Annotated in this window: 17 protein-coding genes; 10 read left to right on the top strand and 7 right to left on the bottom strand. The window is 63.3% G+C overall.

All coding sequences use genetic code 11. The features are described from left to right. Window positions 1-85: 85 nt before the first annotated feature. Window positions 86-841 (bottom strand): spermidine synthase, encoded by a 756-nt coding sequence (locus ACF8MI_RS17030; protein ID WP_104835354.1) that lies wholly within the window; start codon window positions 839-841, stop codon window positions 86-88. A 116-nt stretch (window positions 842-957) separates the two neighbouring features. Between ACF8MI_RS17030 and ACF8MI_RS17035 the strand changes: the two genes are divergently transcribed. Continuing rightward, window positions 958-2,304 carry a class II 3-deoxy-7-phosphoheptulonate synthase gene (locus ACF8MI_RS17035; RefSeq protein ID WP_060498715.1) on the top strand — a complete coding sequence of 449 codons (1,347 nt, stop codon included), beginning with the start codon at window positions 958-960 and terminating at the stop codon, window positions 2,302-2,304. A 135-nt stretch (window positions 2,305-2,439) separates the two neighbouring features. Here ACF8MI_RS17035 and ACF8MI_RS17040 read toward each other — a convergent pair whose 3' ends face one another. Continuing rightward, window positions 2,440-2,658: a DUF1127 domain-containing protein gene (locus ACF8MI_RS17040; protein WP_060498714.1), complete on the bottom strand. Its 219-nt coding sequence runs from the start codon at window positions 2,656-2,658 to the stop codon at window positions 2,440-2,442. 97 nt (window positions 2,659-2,755) lie between these two features. Between ACF8MI_RS17040 and ACF8MI_RS17045 the strand changes: the two genes are divergently transcribed. Further along, window positions 2,756-3,607, top strand: coding sequence for a LysR substrate-binding domain-containing protein (locus ACF8MI_RS17045; protein ID WP_200929174.1), 852 nt, complete (start codon window positions 2,756-2,758; stop codon window positions 3,605-3,607). 28 nt (window positions 3,608-3,635) lie between these two features. On the opposite strand, the gene ACF8MI_RS17050 is transcribed toward ACF8MI_RS17045, so the two are convergent. Then, the gene (locus ACF8MI_RS17050) at window positions 3,636-4,385 is read right to left on the bottom strand and encodes a sulfite exporter TauE/SafE family protein (RefSeq protein ID WP_041166652.1); all 750 of its coding nucleotides are present in this window, start codon (window positions 4,383-4,385) and stop codon (window positions 3,636-3,638) included. Window positions 4,386-4,498: 113 nt separating this feature from the next. On the opposite strand from ACF8MI_RS17050, the gene ACF8MI_RS17055 reads away from it, so the two are divergent. The 3 genes from ACF8MI_RS17055 to ACF8MI_RS17065 all read left to right on the top strand — a co-directional run bounded on the left by ACF8MI_RS17055 (window position 4,499) and on the right by ACF8MI_RS17065 (window position 6,535). Further along, complete coding sequence (locus ACF8MI_RS17055; RefSeq protein WP_060498713.1) at window positions 4,499-5,452, top strand: LysR family transcriptional regulator; 954 nt, start codon at window positions 4,499-4,501, stop codon at window positions 5,450-5,452. A 57-nt stretch (window positions 5,453-5,509) separates the two neighbouring features. Beyond that, on the top strand, window positions 5,510-5,965 hold the full coding sequence (locus ACF8MI_RS17060; RefSeq protein ID WP_060498712.1) for a MarR family winged helix-turn-helix transcriptional regulator: 456 nt from the start codon (window positions 5,510-5,512) through the stop codon (window positions 5,963-5,965). Between the two features lie 141 nt (window positions 5,966-6,106). Further along, window positions 6,107-6,535, top strand: coding sequence for an organic hydroperoxide resistance protein (locus tag ACF8MI_RS17065; RefSeq protein WP_060498711.1), 429 nt, complete (start codon window positions 6,107-6,109; stop codon window positions 6,533-6,535). A 56-nt stretch (window positions 6,536-6,591) separates the two neighbouring features. Here the strand turns inward: ACF8MI_RS17065 and efp are convergent, their stop codons facing one another. Together efp and earP are read right to left on the bottom strand one after the other, a co-directional pair. After that, complete coding sequence (efp, locus tag ACF8MI_RS17070) at window positions 6,592-7,161, bottom strand: elongation factor P (protein ID WP_012271109.1); 570 nt, start codon at window positions 7,159-7,161, stop codon at window positions 6,592-6,594. 48 nt (window positions 7,162-7,209) lie between these two features. Beyond that, window positions 7,210-8,337, bottom strand: coding sequence for an elongation factor P maturation arginine rhamnosyltransferase EarP (gene earP / locus ACF8MI_RS17075; protein ID WP_104835356.1), 1,128 nt, complete (start codon window positions 8,335-8,337; stop codon window positions 7,210-7,212). 130 nt (window positions 8,338-8,467) lie between these two features. Here earP and ACF8MI_RS17080 point away from each other — a divergent pair, with 130 nt between their 5' ends. Both ACF8MI_RS17080 and ACF8MI_RS17085 read left to right on the top strand, forming a co-directional pair. Then, entirely contained in the window at window positions 8,468-8,866 is a 399-nt protein-coding gene (locus tag ACF8MI_RS17080; RefSeq protein ID WP_060498709.1) for a hypothetical protein, read from the top strand. A 2-nt stretch (window positions 8,867-8,868) separates the two neighbouring features. Beyond that, the gene (locus tag ACF8MI_RS17085; protein WP_186723247.1) at window positions 8,869-9,339 is read left to right on the top strand and encodes a GreA/GreB family elongation factor; all 471 of its coding nucleotides are present in this window, start codon (window positions 8,869-8,871) and stop codon (window positions 9,337-9,339) included. Window positions 9,340-9,379: 40 nt separating this feature from the next. On the opposite strand, the gene ACF8MI_RS17090 is transcribed toward ACF8MI_RS17085, so the two are convergent. Next, window positions 9,380-10,318 carry a LysR family transcriptional regulator gene (locus ACF8MI_RS17090; protein ID WP_104835357.1) on the bottom strand — a complete coding sequence of 313 codons (939 nt, stop codon included), beginning with the start codon at window positions 10,316-10,318 and terminating at the stop codon, window positions 9,380-9,382. 118 nt (window positions 10,319-10,436) lie between these two features. On the opposite strand from ACF8MI_RS17090, the gene ACF8MI_RS17095 reads away from it, so the two are divergent. Then, complete coding sequence (locus tag ACF8MI_RS17095) at window positions 10,437-11,186, top strand: 3-oxoacyl-ACP reductase family protein (protein ID WP_060498706.1); 750 nt, start codon at window positions 10,437-10,439, stop codon at window positions 11,184-11,186. Between the two features lie 41 nt (window positions 11,187-11,227). Here the strand turns inward: ACF8MI_RS17095 and ACF8MI_RS17100 are convergent, their stop codons facing one another. Further along, the gene (locus tag ACF8MI_RS17100) at window positions 11,228-12,112 is read right to left on the bottom strand and encodes a LysR family transcriptional regulator (protein WP_060498705.1); all 885 of its coding nucleotides are present in this window, start codon (window positions 12,110-12,112) and stop codon (window positions 11,228-11,230) included. 106 nt (window positions 12,113-12,218) lie between these two features. On the opposite strand from ACF8MI_RS17100, the gene ACF8MI_RS17105 reads away from it, so the two are divergent. Beyond that, window positions 12,219-13,388, top strand: a complete 1,170-nt coding sequence (locus ACF8MI_RS17105) for an MFS transporter (protein ID WP_164524226.1) — start codon at window positions 12,219-12,221, stop codon at window positions 13,386-13,388. A 116-nt stretch (window positions 13,389-13,504) separates the two neighbouring features. Further along, window positions 13,505-13,885: a hypothetical protein gene (locus ACF8MI_RS17110; protein ID WP_060498703.1), complete on the top strand. Its 381-nt coding sequence runs from the start codon at window positions 13,505-13,507 to the stop codon at window positions 13,883-13,885. Window positions 13,886-13,900: the final 15 nt, after the last annotated feature.

A 13,900-nucleotide genomic window follows, 5' to 3' on the forward strand; every position in this document is an offset into this window, starting at 1 on the left:
TGAGGAATATTTTCGCAGTGAAAGGCCATTGTCGGGCCATCAGTTAGCTGGAGCTGAATCGTTATTTCCCTGAAGACTGACGCAGTCAGGTAGCCGGCCGAATCTCGCGGATCAACCCCTCAAGGCTATACCCCAACCGCGGTGCAAGCGCCTCGGCACGCGTCCGCAACCCTTCCAGGTCCAGCGATTGTTCCAGATCCGCCGGCACCAGCAAGATCACATTGCCCTCCTTCACCGGCAGCTCCCAGTAATGCCGATGGTACAACCCACGCAGCAACGCCGCACCCAGCGGCTTGCCATCATCGGTGGCCCACTGGTTGATCACCAGCCAACCGCCCGGGTTCAGCTGCTGCTGGCAGTTCTCCAGGAAGTTCCACGCCAGGTGCCCCACGCCCGGCCCGTGGTCGGTGTACAGGTCGACGAACAGCAGGTCGGCCTTCTCCGCCGTGGGCAGCAACGCCAGGGCATCGCCGATGCGCACATACAGCCGAGGGTCGTCATCCAGCCCCAGGTACTCCATGGCCAGGCGCGGCACGTCCGGGCGCAGTTCGATGGCTTCGATGTCTTCCAGCGGCAGGAACTTCATGCAGGCCTGGGTCAGCGTGCCGGCACCCAGGCCAAGAAATAGCGCGCTCTCGGGCTGTTCGTGGCACAGCGCCCCCACCAGCATGGCGCGGGTGTAGTCGTACTCCAGCCAACTCGGGTCGGCCGTGAACACGCAGCTTTGCTCAATGGCATCGCCGAATTCCAGAAAGCGGTAGTCGTCTACTTCGTACACGCTGATGACGCCAAACGCGTCCTCGACCCGTGCCAGTAGCCGCTCTTCCCGTTCCGCCGTCATGCTTACCACCCGCCCGCGTAAAAACGCGCATTGTCCGTCAACACCCTCGATGCAACAAGCGCAGTGCCAACTGTTACCATGGCCCATAGCCTACAACCGACAAGACCGAGCCCGAGATGAACCAACCGTGGAGCCCTGACAGCTGGCGCGCCCTGCCGATCCAGCAGCAACCGACCTACCCCGACGCCGCGCACTTGCTGAAGGTTGAACAAACCCTGGCCAGCTATCCGCCGCTGGTATTCGCGGGCGAGGCACGCGAGCTGCGCCGCCAGTTTGCCGAGGTGACCGAAGGGCGCGCCTTCCTGCTGCAGGGGGGCGACTGCGCCGAGAGCTTCGCCGAGTTCTCGGCGGCGAAAATCCGCGACACCTTCAAGGTGCTGCTGCAAATGGCGATCGTGATGACCTTTGCCGCCGGCTGCCCGGTGGTCAAGGTTGGCCGCATGGCCGGCCAGTTTGCCAAGCCGCGCTCCTCGGGCGATGAAACCATCGGCGATATCACCCTGCCCGCCTACCGTGGCGACATCGTCAACGGCATTGGTTTCGATGCCAAAAGCCGCATCCCCGACCCGGATCGCCTGCTGCAGGCCTACCACCAGGCCACCGCCAGCCTCAACCTGCTGCGCGCCTTTGCCCAGGGTGGCTTTGCCGACCTGCACCAGGTGCACAAGTGGAACCTGGACTTCATTGCCAACTCGGCGCTGGCCGACAAGTACCACCAGCTGGCCAACCGCATCGACGAAACCCTGGCGTTCATGCGCGCCTGTGGCCTGGACAGCGCGCCACAACTGCGTGAAACCAGCTTCTTCACGGCCCACGAAGCACTGCTGCTGAACTATGAAGAAGCCTTTGTGCGCCAGGACAGCCTGACCGGCGACTACTACGACTGCTCGGCGCACATGCTGTGGATCGGCGACCGCACCCGTCAACTGGACGGTGCCCATGTGGAGTTCCTGCGAGGGGTGCACAACCCGGTCGGGGTCAAGGTCGGCCCCAGCATGAACCCTGAAGAGCTGATCCGCCTGATCGACACGCTCAACCCGGCCAACGACCCCGGGCGCCTGAACCTGATCGTGCGCATGGGCGCGAGCAAGGTTGGCGACCACCTGCCGGGGCTGATCCGCACCGTCGAACGCGAAGGGCGAAAGGTGCTGTGGAGCTCGGACCCGATGCACGGCAACACCATCAAGGCCAGCACCGGCTACAAGACCCGCGACTTTGCGCAGATCCTGGATGAAGTGAAGCAGTTCTTCCAGGTACACCAGGCCGAGGGCAGCCATGCCGGCGGCATTCATATCGAGATGACCGGGCAGAACGTCACCGAATGCATCGGCGGCGCCCGGCCGATCACTGAAGATGCGTTGTCTGACCGGTATCACACCCATTGCGACCCACGGATGAATGCCGATCAGTCGCTGGAGCTGGCGTTTCTGATTGCCGAAACCCTCAAGCAGGTGCGGCGCTAATCGAAGCAAGTCATACGGGCCTCTTCGCGGGCAAGCCCGCTCCCACAAGCACCGCACAACTCTCAAGTATTGTGCAGTACCTGTGGGAGCGGGCTTGCCCGCGAAGAGTCCGGCAAATCCACCGACAACGTTAGCCTATTTCCGCAGCGGATCATCCCAAAAGTGCCGCTCGGCCTCTTGCTGGATATCGGCCCGGCTCAGCCCCAGGTCATGCAAGGTAGCATCGCTGAGGGCGGCCAGTTCTCGCCGCTGGCGGTACAACTCCAGCCAGCGCACCGGCCGCTGCAGGACCGCATGCCACAGGTGGTGCAGGGAGAAGGCAGGTTGCTGGATGCTGCTGACATGACCTTTCATCGTGAAGCCCTCCGTGTTGGATGGCCTCAGTCTCGCGCCGGGCTTAAGATCAATCCAACGAATGTTTCTGATGCCATGCATCTCGGAGATTGATGCAATGTCCCAGTACCAGAGCCTCGATGCAGACGTGCTGCGCACCTTCGTCGCCATCGCCGAGCAAGGCGGTTTCACCCGCGCTGGCGAAGTGGTCAACCGCACCCAGTCGGCGGTGAGCATGCAGATGAAACGCCTGGAAGAAGACATTCTGCAGCGCCAGCTGTTCGAGCGTGACGGCCGCCAGGTCAGGCTCACCGCCGAAGGCCAGGTGCTGTTGGGCTATGCCCGGCGCATCCTCAAGCTGCATGGCGAGGTGTTCAATACCTTGCGCATGCCGCACATGGTCGGGATGGTGCGCATCGGCACGCCAGACGACTACGCCATGCGCTTTTTGCCGACCATTCTGTCGAGCTTTGCCCAGGCCTACCCGCTGGTGCAGGTGGAAGTGCATTGCGACTCGTCCAAACAGCTGATGCTGCGCCAGGACCTGGACCTGACCATCGTCACGCGCGAGCCGGGCAACGAGGTTGGCCAGTTGCTGCGCCAGGAACGCCTGGTGTGGGCCGCCGCCGAAGGCTTTTGCCCGCAAGAGCAGCGGCCGATGCCTGTGGCGCTGTTCAATACCGACTGCTTCTGCCGAGCCTGGACGTGCAACGCACTGGAAGCGCAGGGCATCGACTACCGCATCGCCTATACCAGCCCCAGCCTGGCGGCGATCTTTGCCATTGTCACGGCGGGCTTGGCGGTAACGGCGCAATTGCAGAGCCTGATTGGCGGGAACATCCGCATCCTGGGCGAACAGGACGGGTTGCCGCAGCTGCCCATGGCCAATGTAATGCTGTTGCGCAACACCAAGACCCAGTCCCCCATCACCGACTGCATGGCCGATTACATCGTCGAAGGGTTCAAGTAATTTGGGGCCGTTTTGCGGCCCCACAATCTCAAAGTTCAAACCCGAGCATCACCGCACACACCACCAAAAACACACAGAACATCGCCCGCAATACCTTCTCGGGCAGCGCATGGGCCAACTTCACCCCCCAACTGATGCTGAGCAAGCCGCCCACCGCCAGTGGAATCCCCACGCCCCAATCAACACTATGGTGCACGCCATAGGTCACCAGCGTGACCAAGGTGCTCGGCGCCGCCAGCGCCAGCGACAACCCCTGCGCCACCACCTGGGTGGTGCCAAACACACTGGTCAAGATCGGCGTCGCCACCACCGCCCCGCCGACACCGAACAACCCGCCCATGGTGCCGGCAAAGCTGCCCAGCACGCCCAGCCACGGCCAGGCATAGCGCAGTTCGGCACTCGGCGGCGACACTTTCATGAACATCCGCGCCACGTTCCACACCGCCAGCGCTACCAGAAAGCCGACAAAACCCAGGCGCATGGAATGCGCATCCAGCCCCACTGCCCAGATCGACCCCAGCCAGGCAAACAGGAAGCTGCACGCCGACAGCGGCACGGCATGGCGCAGCTCAATGCGGTTGCGCTGGTGATACCGCCACAGCGCCAGCAGCACGTTCGGTACCACCATCACCAGCGCCGTACCCTGCGCCAGTTGCTGGTCCAGGCCGAACAGCACGCCCAGCGCCGGAATGGCGATCAGCCCGCCGCCAATGCCGAACAGGCCCCCCATGGTGCCAAGGGCAGCGCCCAACACGATATACAACAACCACTCGATCATCAGGGCCTCATCCGCCTGTATAGATATTGCGAGCATGCTAACGATTGCGGGCTGGCAGGGAAACGCACAGCAGCGCACAATGGCTGTGCGCATTTCGCAGAAGCAAGGCAACCATGAGCCCCGATGCCCTCACCGACCAGCTGAGCCTGTTCCTCGATGTGCTGGAGACCGGCAGTTTTTCAGCCGCTGCCCGCCGCCATCCGCTGACCCCGTCTGCGGTGGCCCGACGCATCGACAACCTGGAAACCGCCGTGGGCAGCCGTCTGTTCAGCCGCAGCACCCACGCCGTGCGCGCCACCCCTGCGGGCAATGCGTTTGCCGAACGGGCCAGGCGCATCATCGAGGAGCTGCGCCTGGCCCGGGCCGAAGCAGTATCGCTGAGCAACGCCCCGGAAGGGCTGATCCGTATCGACGCCCCCGCCGCGTTCGGCCGCCGCCATCTTGCACCGGCCATCGCCGACTTCCTGGTGGCCTACCCTGGCCTGGACGTGCAGTTGCGCCTGATCGACAGCTTCGTCGACCTGCATGGCAGCCACCTGGGCGAGGTCGACCTGGTACTGCGTGCCGGCCCCCTGGCCGACACCCGCCTGGTCGCTACGCCGCTGGCCTACATGGTACGCATCGCCTGCGCCAGCCCGGCTTATCTGGCCAGCCGAGGCATCCCTACCTGCCCCAGCGAACTGCCCGGGCACGACGGCCTGGACTGGGACGGCCTGGCACCGCCGTTCGCCTGGCGCTTCACCGTAGCCGGGCAAACCCGCCTGTACCGCCCGGCGCGCATGCGCATGGCCGCCAACAATGCAGAAACCCTGCTGTTCGGCGCCCTCGCCGGCCTAGGTGTTGCCCACCTGCCCACCTGGCTGATCAGCGAATACCTTTTGCGCGGCGAACTGGTCCCGCTGTTTTGCGGTGGCGGCCTGCCCGAAGCCGAAACCAGCGGTATTTATGCGCTACGCCTGGAACACAAAACGAACTCTCGCAGCCGTTTGCTGCTCGAATTTCTCAAGAGTCGCTTCAGCCCGGTTCCCCCCTGGGACCTGGCCTTGCGCAGTGAACTGCGCGAGTAATGCGCGCACTAATGATCAGCGAGCCAGAATTCCCCATTATTGCCTTCAAGGACCTGCATGAACGCCAACACCCAAGCCTCCTGTGACGAGCTGCTGCTGGACAACCAGGTCTGCTTTGCCCTGCACTCCACCTCGTTGCTGATGACCAAGGTCTACAAACCGCTGCTGCAGGCCTTGGGCCTGACCTACCCACAGTACCTGGCCATGCTCGTGCTGTGGGAGCGCGACGGCCTGACCGTGGGCGAGATCAGCCAGCACCTGCTCACCGACCCGGGCTCGCTGACCCCGCTGCTCAAGCGCCTTGAAAGCGAGGGCCTGCTGCAACGCAACCGCAGCCGCGAGGACGAACGGGTGGTGATGGTGCAACTGACCGACAAGGGCCGTGCCCTGCAACAACAGGCCAAAGAGGTGCCTCAGTGCATCCTCAAGGCCAGTGGGTACAGCCTGGCGCAGCTGCAACAACTGCAGGCCGACCTGCTGAACTTGCGCGAGAACCTGCAGAAAAACCTCTGAAAGCTATGCTGTGCAATGGCCGTTCGGATGAGCGGTGACGATTTATCTTGCGCACAAACTAATTGCGCGCTAATTTAAATCCAACACCAACCCGCGCCCTCCCCCGAACAGGAAGCGCATAGCACATTAGCGAGGCTCAAGATGCAAAAGGTCACTCCGCTGTACATCGCAGAAGCTACCTCCACCGGTGGGCGCGACGGCAAATCCAAGTCCAGCGACGGTAAGCTGGTCGTCAGCCTGAGCACCCCCAAGGAACTGGGCGGCGCCGGAGGTGACGGCACCAACCCCGAGCAGATGTTCGCCGCCGGTTACTCGGCCTGCTTCATTGGCGCCCTCAAATTTGTAGCCGGGCAAGAGAAAAAAGCCCTGCCGGCCGATGCATCGATCACCGCCAACGTGGGCATCGGCCAGATCCCGGGTGGTTTCGGCCTGGACATCGACCTGCACATCAACCTGCCGGGCCTGGCCCAGGCCGATGCCGAAGGGTTGGTGGAAAAAGCGCACAAGGTGTGCCCGTACTCCAACGCTACCCGCGGCAATGTGGATGTACGCCTGCATGTGACCGTGTAAATCACAGGCACAAAAAAACCCGGCCAAGGCCGGGTTTTTGCGTTTCACAAGAAGAATTACTTCTTGGAGCGGCCTTTGAAGCTGTTGTCGCGAGTGTCGATGTCGATCCACTCGTCGATCTGGATGAAGTCGGCAACCTGGATCTCGGTACCGTTCTTCAGTTTGGCAGGCTTCATGACCTTGCCCGAGGTGTCGCCGCGAGCAGCGTTCTCGGTGTAGACAACCTGACGGCTGATGGTGGTCGGCAGTTCAACCGATACCAGGCGGCCTTCAAAGAACACGGCTTCGCAGATGTCTTCCATGCCTTCTTCGATGTACGGCAGAACGGCGTCGATGTCTTCGGCGTTCAGTTCGTACATGGTGTAGTCGGTGGTGTCCATGAAGGTGTACGAGTCACCGCTGATGAACGACAGGGTCGCTTCTTTGCGATCCAGGATCACGTCGTCCAGCTTGTCGTCCGCACCGTATACGGTTTCGGTCTTGTAGCCGGTCAGCAGGTTCTTCAGCTTGGTCTTCATGATCGCGCTGTTACGGCCCGACTTGGTGAACTCAGCTTTTTGAACCAGCCACGGGTCGTTGTCGATCCGCAGGACGGTACCGGGTTTCAGTTCTTTACCAGTTTTCATTACGAAGTATCCGAATCTGGATGGATTTATAAAAATCGAGGCCGCGTATCATAGCGAATTTCGGTAAAAGTGTACTAGCGCTGTGGCAAGGTCCGGCTGAGCGGCCTGTTGCACACCCCAAAGGCGGGCATGCTGCTGCAGTTCTGGCCAATGGTGACGGGCCGCCCGCCAGGCCTGGCCCATGTCGAAATCCATGTTCCAGGCACGCCATAGGCCCAGCAGTGCGGCATCGGCATCGTCTGACAGGCCGCGTCGATAATGCCCGAGAAACGCTTCGAGCTTTTCCCAGTGGGCATTTTCGTCCTGTACGTAGATGTGCCACAGCATCGGTTGCCCGGCCCACTGTGCACGCACGAACGAATCTTCGCCGCGCACGGCGTTGAAATCACAGCTCCACAGCAGCCGGTCGTAGTCGTCCTGGCTGACGAAAGGCAGCACCTGCACCGTCAGTGCCCCTCGTTTGCGCACGCTGCCCACGGGTAGCGGCGCCTCGCCAAGCCACTGGCTGAGCCCCGCGACAACGCGCCCCAGCGGCACCAGCAGGTGACAAGGCTGCTCGCTTGTGGCCAGGGCATCAAGCCAGTTGCCCAGCTGCGGGTTTTCGTAGGCGAACAGCGAAACCAGCAACGCCCCTGCTTCGGGGTTTACACCAAGCCCCTGCAAGAAGGCCTGCCTTGCCCCCTGCTCAAAGGCGTCACGCCGCGCCAGCAGCGAGCCCTCACGCAGCAGGCCACCGGTTTTCTCGGTAAAGCCGGGGAAGAAAAACACCTTGCGCAGGCCGTTGGGCTGCGGCGACGGCAAGCCGTGGCAGCCTTCCACCCAGTCCTCGGCACTGAGGTATTCCAGATTCAGCCACAGCGGCGGCGTGGCGCAGGCACGCATGGCCTCCACATAAGGCGCCGGCAACTGGCAGGCGAATGCGCCGATCACCACATCAGCCGGATCCACCGGCAACCAGGCCGCCGGCCATTGGCGCACGTCCACACCCTGCTGCCACTGTTGCGTAGCAGTGGCATCGGCGCCGGGGCACATGGGCGTGAAGGCGTTCAGGTCATCCACCCACAGGCGCACCGCCAGGCCATGCTCAGCCACCAGCTGCCGAGCCAGGCGCCAGGTCACGCCAATATCGCCGTAGTTATCGACGACACTGCAGAAGATGTCCCAGGTGGCTTTCATGCGCCCCTCCCGTACCGGTGCAAAAACCGCGAATTCTGCGCATAAATTGTCGCCGACAAAAGCACCTGCGCGGAAAAATGCGCAAGTGCATGCGACAATGCACCCCGACCGACCTTGCCAGGAGGCTGCCATGCCCCGCCAGCGTGAACTGAAAATCACCCTCAAGCCGTTGCCGTTGATCCTGTGCGTTGCCTTTGGCCTTTGGCTGGGCGCGGTGGCCATTGTGGCGAGCGCCTGGCTGGCCCTGTCGGTGTGGCCGCAGCAGGTACAGCCGCTGGCCCAGGCCCTGCCCCCCAGCGTCTACCCGCCAGCATCGGCACCGGCAGCCGCCACGCCAGCGGATGCCCAGGCCGAGATGTTCGACCGCTACAAGGACATCCTGCACAAGCAGGAACAGCAACAGGCCGCCGAAGCCGCGCAAGGCAACCCGCGCAACCTCAACAGCCCCAAGTGCCAGTTCTGGCTGCAGCAGAACCGCACCGCCCCCACCGAAAAAAGCCAGGCCAATGTGCTGGAGTTCTGTTACTGACCATGGACAAGCCCCACCTGCTGGCGCAGATCGTCGCCATCCTCACGCATGATCTGGACGTGCTGACCCGTGCGGCGCAAACCGCCTACGAGGCCGCCACCGCCGAAGAGAACATCGCCGAGAACAAGTACGACACCCTGGGCCTGGAAGCCTCCTACCTGGCCACCGGTCAGGCCCGGCGCAGTGCAGAGATTCGCCAGGCGCTGCTGATCTACCAGCAGTTGCTGCTGCGCGACTATGACCCGGCACGGGGAGTGCAGGTGAGCAACCTGGTGACGCTGGAGGATGAGGATGGCGGGCAGCGGCGGGTGTTCATCGGCCCTGAAGCGGCAGGGCTGAAAATTGGCGAGGGGGATGGGTTGGTAACTGTAATTACCCCACGCTCGCCGCTTGGGCAGCAGTTAATGGGCAAGAAGACTGATGATGAGGTGAGCCTGGGCGTGCAGGCATTGTTCATTGTTGATGTTGTCTGAACTTGCCCGCGAAGGGGCCGGAACAGGCAATAATGCACACCTAATGGTCTTGCAAGGCATCAAACCGCCCCGCCAACCCCTGCTCGGCAAACTTCTCCACCACAAAATCGATGAACGCCCGGGTCTTTCCCGGCAACAGCTTGTGCTCGGCGAAATACAGGCTGATGTGCCCGTCGTCCACATACCAGTCCGGCAACACCCGCCGCAGCCGCCCACCCTGCAGGTAGGGCACGGCAAACGGCAGGCTCACCAGGGCAATCCCCAGCCCCTGCTCGGCCACCGCGCACGCCGCGTCCGAATCGCTCATGGTCATCGCCTGGCGCAGTTGCAACGGCTGTTGCGCCTGCCAGCGGCTAGTCAACGGCCACGAACGCACCCGCCCGGTCTGCGGTGAGCGGATCAGGATACCGTCGTGGCGCTGCAGCACCTCCGGGTCTGCAATCGGCGCATGCCGCTCAAGATAAACCGGCGCCGCCACCAACACCCGGTGCGCAGGCGTCAGCTTGCGCGCCACCACCCCCGGCGGCAGTTCAAAACCACCGCCAATCGCCGCATCGAACCCTTGGCCAATCAAGTCGACCTGGCGGTTGTCGAAATGCCAGTCCGGGGTAATAGCCGGGTAACGGCGCAAAAACTCACTCAGCAACGGCAACACGTACAAGCGCCCGAACACCGTACCCATACTTACCCGCAACAGCCCGGCCGGCTGGCCTTCGGCGCTGGCCAGGTTGGCCACGGCGTACTGGATAGTGCGAAAGCTGTCACTGACCTCACCGAGAAAACGCTGCCCCGCTTCGGTCAAAGTCAGCTTGCGGGTACTACGCTGGAACAACCGCACCCCCAGGCGCGCCTCCAGTTGGGCCACATGCTTGCCCACAGCGGCCGGGGTAATGCTCAGGCGCCTGGCAGCCTCGGCAAAGCTGCCGACCTCGGCACTGCGGATGAAGCATTCCAACGCGTTGAACGATTCCATGGCCATGATTGGCAACCAAAGGTTTACTCTGCTGATAGTGATTGCCATCTTATCAGCAGGTAATCGAGCGCCGATACTGCGCCCATCCAAGGCATTCCGGCCTGGCTTCCAGCAGGAGATCAGCATGTCCAAGCAACTTACACTCGAAGGCAAAGTGGCCCTGGTACAGGGCGGTTCCCGCGGCATTGGTGCGGCCATCGTGCGGCGCCTGGCCCGCGAAGGCGCACACGTGGCCTTTACCTATGTCAGCTCTGCCGGCCCGGCAGAAGCACTGGCCCAGGAAATTACCGAAAACGGCGGCAAGGCCCTGGCCCTTCGCGCCGACAGTGCCGATGCAGCAGCCGTGCAACTGGCGGTGGATGACGCCGTGAAGGCCTTCGGCCGACTGGATATCCTGGTCAACAACGCCGGCGTGCTGGCAGTGGCACCGGTAGCCGAATTCGACCTGGCCGACTTCGACCGCATGCTGGCGGTGAATGTACGCAGCGTGTTCGTCGCCAGCCAGGCCGCCGCACGCTACATGGGCCAGGGCGGGCGCATCATCAACATCGGCAGCACCAACGCCGAGCGCATGCCGTTTGCCGGTGGCGCACCCTATGCCATGAGCAAGTCGGCGCTGGTTGGCCTGACCCGCGGCATGGCCCGTGACCTGGGGCCGCAAGGCATTACCGTGAATAACGTGCAGCCAGGGCCGGTGGACACCGACATGAATCCGGCCAGCGGCGAGTTTGCCGAGAGCCTGATCCCGCTGATGGCGATTGGGCGGTATGGCGAGGCGGATGAGATTGCCAGCTTTGTGGCTTACCTCGCGGGCCCAGAGGCCGGGTACATCACCGGGGCAAGCTTGACGATTGATGGCGGGTTTGCTGCTTGAGCTGATGGGCTGCCTGTGCCGGCGACAGGGCCGGTACAGGCTTATCCACTCCCAGACCCCAGCCGCTGTTCCATCACCTCCAGAAAAGCCCGGGCAGCGGGCGTCGGGCTGGAGGACCACACGGCATACAAGTGCCGCACCGGCGCATCCACCAACCGCGCCACCGTCACACCTTCGAAGCCCTGGGCCACCCGCTCCGGCACCAGGCCCACCGCCATGCCCCGCTGCACAAACTTTTCCACCAGACGCACATGCCCGATTTCAAACTGCACCCGGCGCTGCAACCCTGCGGCGTGAAACGCCTCATCCGTCTGCCGCCGTGCCCCGGTGCCTTCAGGGAAGTCCACCAGCACCTCGTCCGCCAGGTCGGCCAACGCCAACGGCGTACGGCCGGCAAGTCGATGACCAACCGGCAACAACGCCACCAGTTCCTCCCTGGCCAGCAAGCGGTGCTCCACGCCCTGCACGACCTCGCCCTGCCACAGGCCTATAAAGCCCACATCCAGGCGCCGCTCGACCACATCGGCGATCAGCAATTCGCTCTTGGCCGTGATCCAGCGCACATCCACATCCGGGAAACGACCATGAAACAGTGCCAGCAGGTCGACCAGGTCCAACGCCGTAAGCGAGCTGATTTCACCAATCGCCAGTCGCCCTCGCACCTGTCCGCAAGCCGCCGCCACGTCATCGGCAATGCGCCGGGCCGCTTCCACCGCCGGCCGGGCGCTAAGCACAAAAGCCTCGCCGGCAGGGGTCAGGCGCACCCGTCGCGAACTACGCTCGAACAGGCTGACGCCCAACTGTGCCTCCAGCCGCGCCACCTGATGGCTAAGCGCCGACTGCACCACATGGCAGCGCTCGGCCGCGCGGGTAAAGCTGCCCGTGTCGGCAACGGCAAGGGCATATTCGAGCTGCTTGAGGTTCATGGATCTATCTGCTTTCAAGATGGATAAGTTGAAAACTATACATTGGTGTCATGCCAGACACTTCCTGATAATCCTCCCACTTACTACTGCCCGCCACGAGAACCGCATGAACGCCCCCACTCTCAGCCGCGCCCTGATCCTGCTGATGGCCACCGCCACCGGCCTGGCCGTGGCCAGCAATTACTACGCCCAACCACTGCTGCACAGCATCGCCGAGCAGTTCGGCCTGAGCACCGCCAGCGCCGGCAGCATCGTCATCGCCGCCCAACTCAGCTATGGCGCCGGCTTGTTGTTGCTTGCGCCGCTGGGTGACCTGTTCGAGCAGCGCCGGCTGATCACCGTTATGACCGCTATTTCCACGCTGGGCCTTGTCATCAGTGCCTGTGCGCCGAGCCTGCCCTGGCTGATCCTGGGCACGGCGCTCACCGGGCTGTTCTCGGTGGTGGCGCAGATCCTGGTCCCCATGGCCGCGACCCTGAGCGCGCCAAATCAGCGCGGCCGTGCGGTCGGCACGCTGATGAGCGGCCTGCTGCTGGGGATCCTGCTGGCGCGCACCGCAGCCGGGTTCATGGCCGAACTGGGCGGCTGGCGTAGCATCTATGTGCTGGCCGCCGTGCTGATGGCGATTACCGCCCTGGCCCTGTACCGCAGCTTGCCACAGCACCACAGCCATGCTGGGCTAAAGTACCCGGCGCTGATCGCTTCGGTGTTCCGCCTGTTCTTCGAAGAGCCCGTGCTGCGCCTGCGCTCACTGCTTGGGCTGCTGGCGTTCAGCCTGTTCGCACTGTTCTGGACACCGCTGGCGTTTCTGCTCGCACAAGGCCCCTACCACTATTCCGATGCCGTGATCGGCCTGTTCGGTCTGGCTGGTGCGGCGGGTGCGCTGTCGGCCAACTGGGCCGGGCGGCTGGCCGACCGTGGCAAAGGCTCGCTGGGTACCACTGTGGGCTTGGTCGTGTTGCTGCTGTCGTGGGTGCCGCTGGGGTTTGCCCAGCAGTCGCTGCTGGCCTTGCTGCTGGGCGTGCTGATGCTCGACCTGGCAGTGCAACTGGTGCACGTGAGCAACCAGAACGCAGTGATTGCCCTGCGGCCCGAGGCACGCACGCGGCTGAATGCCGGGTACATCACCTGCTACTTCATTGGCGGGGCGCTGGGCTCGCTGCTGGGCACACAGTTGTTCCAGCACCAGGGCTGGACGGGCATTGTGGTAGCAGGCCTGGTGATAGGCGGGCTGGCGCTGCTGGCGTGGGGGCTGGCCAATCGAAAGGCCGTTTGATTGACACAGGGGCGACATCGCACCGCACTACCCTCCGTCGTATTGGCGTTGACTTGCCTGCCCGGGCAGCGCTCAGTAGGCGCTGGTCAATGCCCTTTCCCTGACAGGACGACTTTATGACAAGACTCACGGTGCAATCCGGCGATTTCTTGCAAGGTGAAGGCGAGTATCGCAACGGATCGCTCACACTCAAGACCCCGCGCAGTCCCTCCCCGGGCGAGCGGATTTCACTCGCGCGCATCAGCGACCTCAGGCTGGCCAGCCTGGAATCAAGCCGCAGCCTGGGCAGCGCCCTGGGCTGGGGTGTGGCCGGCGCTTTGGTAGCGGGTCCGGTAGGGTTGCTGGCCGGGCTGTGGCTGGGTGGCAAGGAGGAAGAAGCCACCTTCCTGGCCACCTTCAAGGATGGGCGCAAGCTCATGGCGATAACCGACGGCAAAACCTGGTCAAAGATCGATGACAGCTGGCGGCAGCACAAGCGGCCCGCCAACCAGGACTGAATATCGCGGGGCCCG

Origin of the sequence: Pseudomonas sp. yb_9 (genome assembly GCF_043103635.1) — a bacterium.
In the GTDB taxonomy this organism is placed as follows: domain Bacteria; phylum Pseudomonadota; class Gammaproteobacteria; order Pseudomonadales; family Pseudomonadaceae; genus Aquipseudomonas; species Aquipseudomonas monteilii.

Coding starts and splice junctions, on each gene's coding strand:
- ACF8MI_RS17030 (WP_104835354.1), bottom strand. CDS start 841: ATGACGGCGGAACGGGAAGAGCGGCTACTGGCACGGGTCGAGGACGCG.
- ACF8MI_RS17035 (WP_060498715.1), top strand. CDS start 958: ATGAACCAACCGTGGAGCCCTGACAGCTGGCGCGCCCTGCCGATCCAG.
- ACF8MI_RS17040 (WP_060498714.1), bottom strand. CDS start 2,658: ATGAAAGGTCATGTCAGCAGCATCCAGCAACCTGCCTTCTCCCTGCAC.
- ACF8MI_RS17045 (WP_200929174.1), top strand. CDS start 2,756: ATGTCCCAGTACCAGAGCCTCGATGCAGACGTGCTGCGCACCTTCGTC.
- ACF8MI_RS17050 (WP_041166652.1), bottom strand. CDS start 4,385: ATGATCGAGTGGTTGTTGTATATCGTGTTGGGCGCTGCCCTTGGCACC.
- ACF8MI_RS17055 (WP_060498713.1), top strand. CDS start 4,499: ATGAGCCCCGATGCCCTCACCGACCAGCTGAGCCTGTTCCTCGATGTG.
- ACF8MI_RS17060 (WP_060498712.1), top strand. CDS start 5,510: ATGAACGCCAACACCCAAGCCTCCTGTGACGAGCTGCTGCTGGACAAC.
- ACF8MI_RS17065 (WP_060498711.1), top strand. CDS start 6,107: ATGCAAAAGGTCACTCCGCTGTACATCGCAGAAGCTACCTCCACCGGT.
- efp (WP_012271109.1), bottom strand. CDS start 7,161: ATGAAAACTGGTAAAGAACTGAAACCCGGTACCGTCCTGCGGATCGAC.
- earP (WP_104835356.1), bottom strand. CDS start 8,337: ATGAAAGCCACCTGGGACATCTTCTGCAGTGTCGTCGATAACTACGGC.
- ACF8MI_RS17080 (WP_060498709.1), top strand. CDS start 8,468: ATGCCCCGCCAGCGTGAACTGAAAATCACCCTCAAGCCGTTGCCGTTG.
- ACF8MI_RS17085 (WP_186723247.1), top strand. CDS start 8,869: ATGGACAAGCCCCACCTGCTGGCGCAGATCGTCGCCATCCTCACGCAT.
- ACF8MI_RS17090 (WP_104835357.1), bottom strand. CDS start 10,318: ATGGCCATGGAATCGTTCAACGCGTTGGAATGCTTCATCCGCAGTGCC.
- ACF8MI_RS17095 (WP_060498706.1), top strand. CDS start 10,437: ATGTCCAAGCAACTTACACTCGAAGGCAAAGTGGCCCTGGTACAGGGC.
- ACF8MI_RS17100 (WP_060498705.1), bottom strand. CDS start 12,112: ATGAACCTCAAGCAGCTCGAATATGCCCTTGCCGTTGCCGACACGGGC.
- ACF8MI_RS17105 (WP_164524226.1), top strand. CDS start 12,219: ATGAACGCCCCCACTCTCAGCCGCGCCCTGATCCTGCTGATGGCCACC.
- ACF8MI_RS17110 (WP_060498703.1), top strand. CDS start 13,505: ATGACAAGACTCACGGTGCAATCCGGCGATTTCTTGCAAGGTGAAGGC.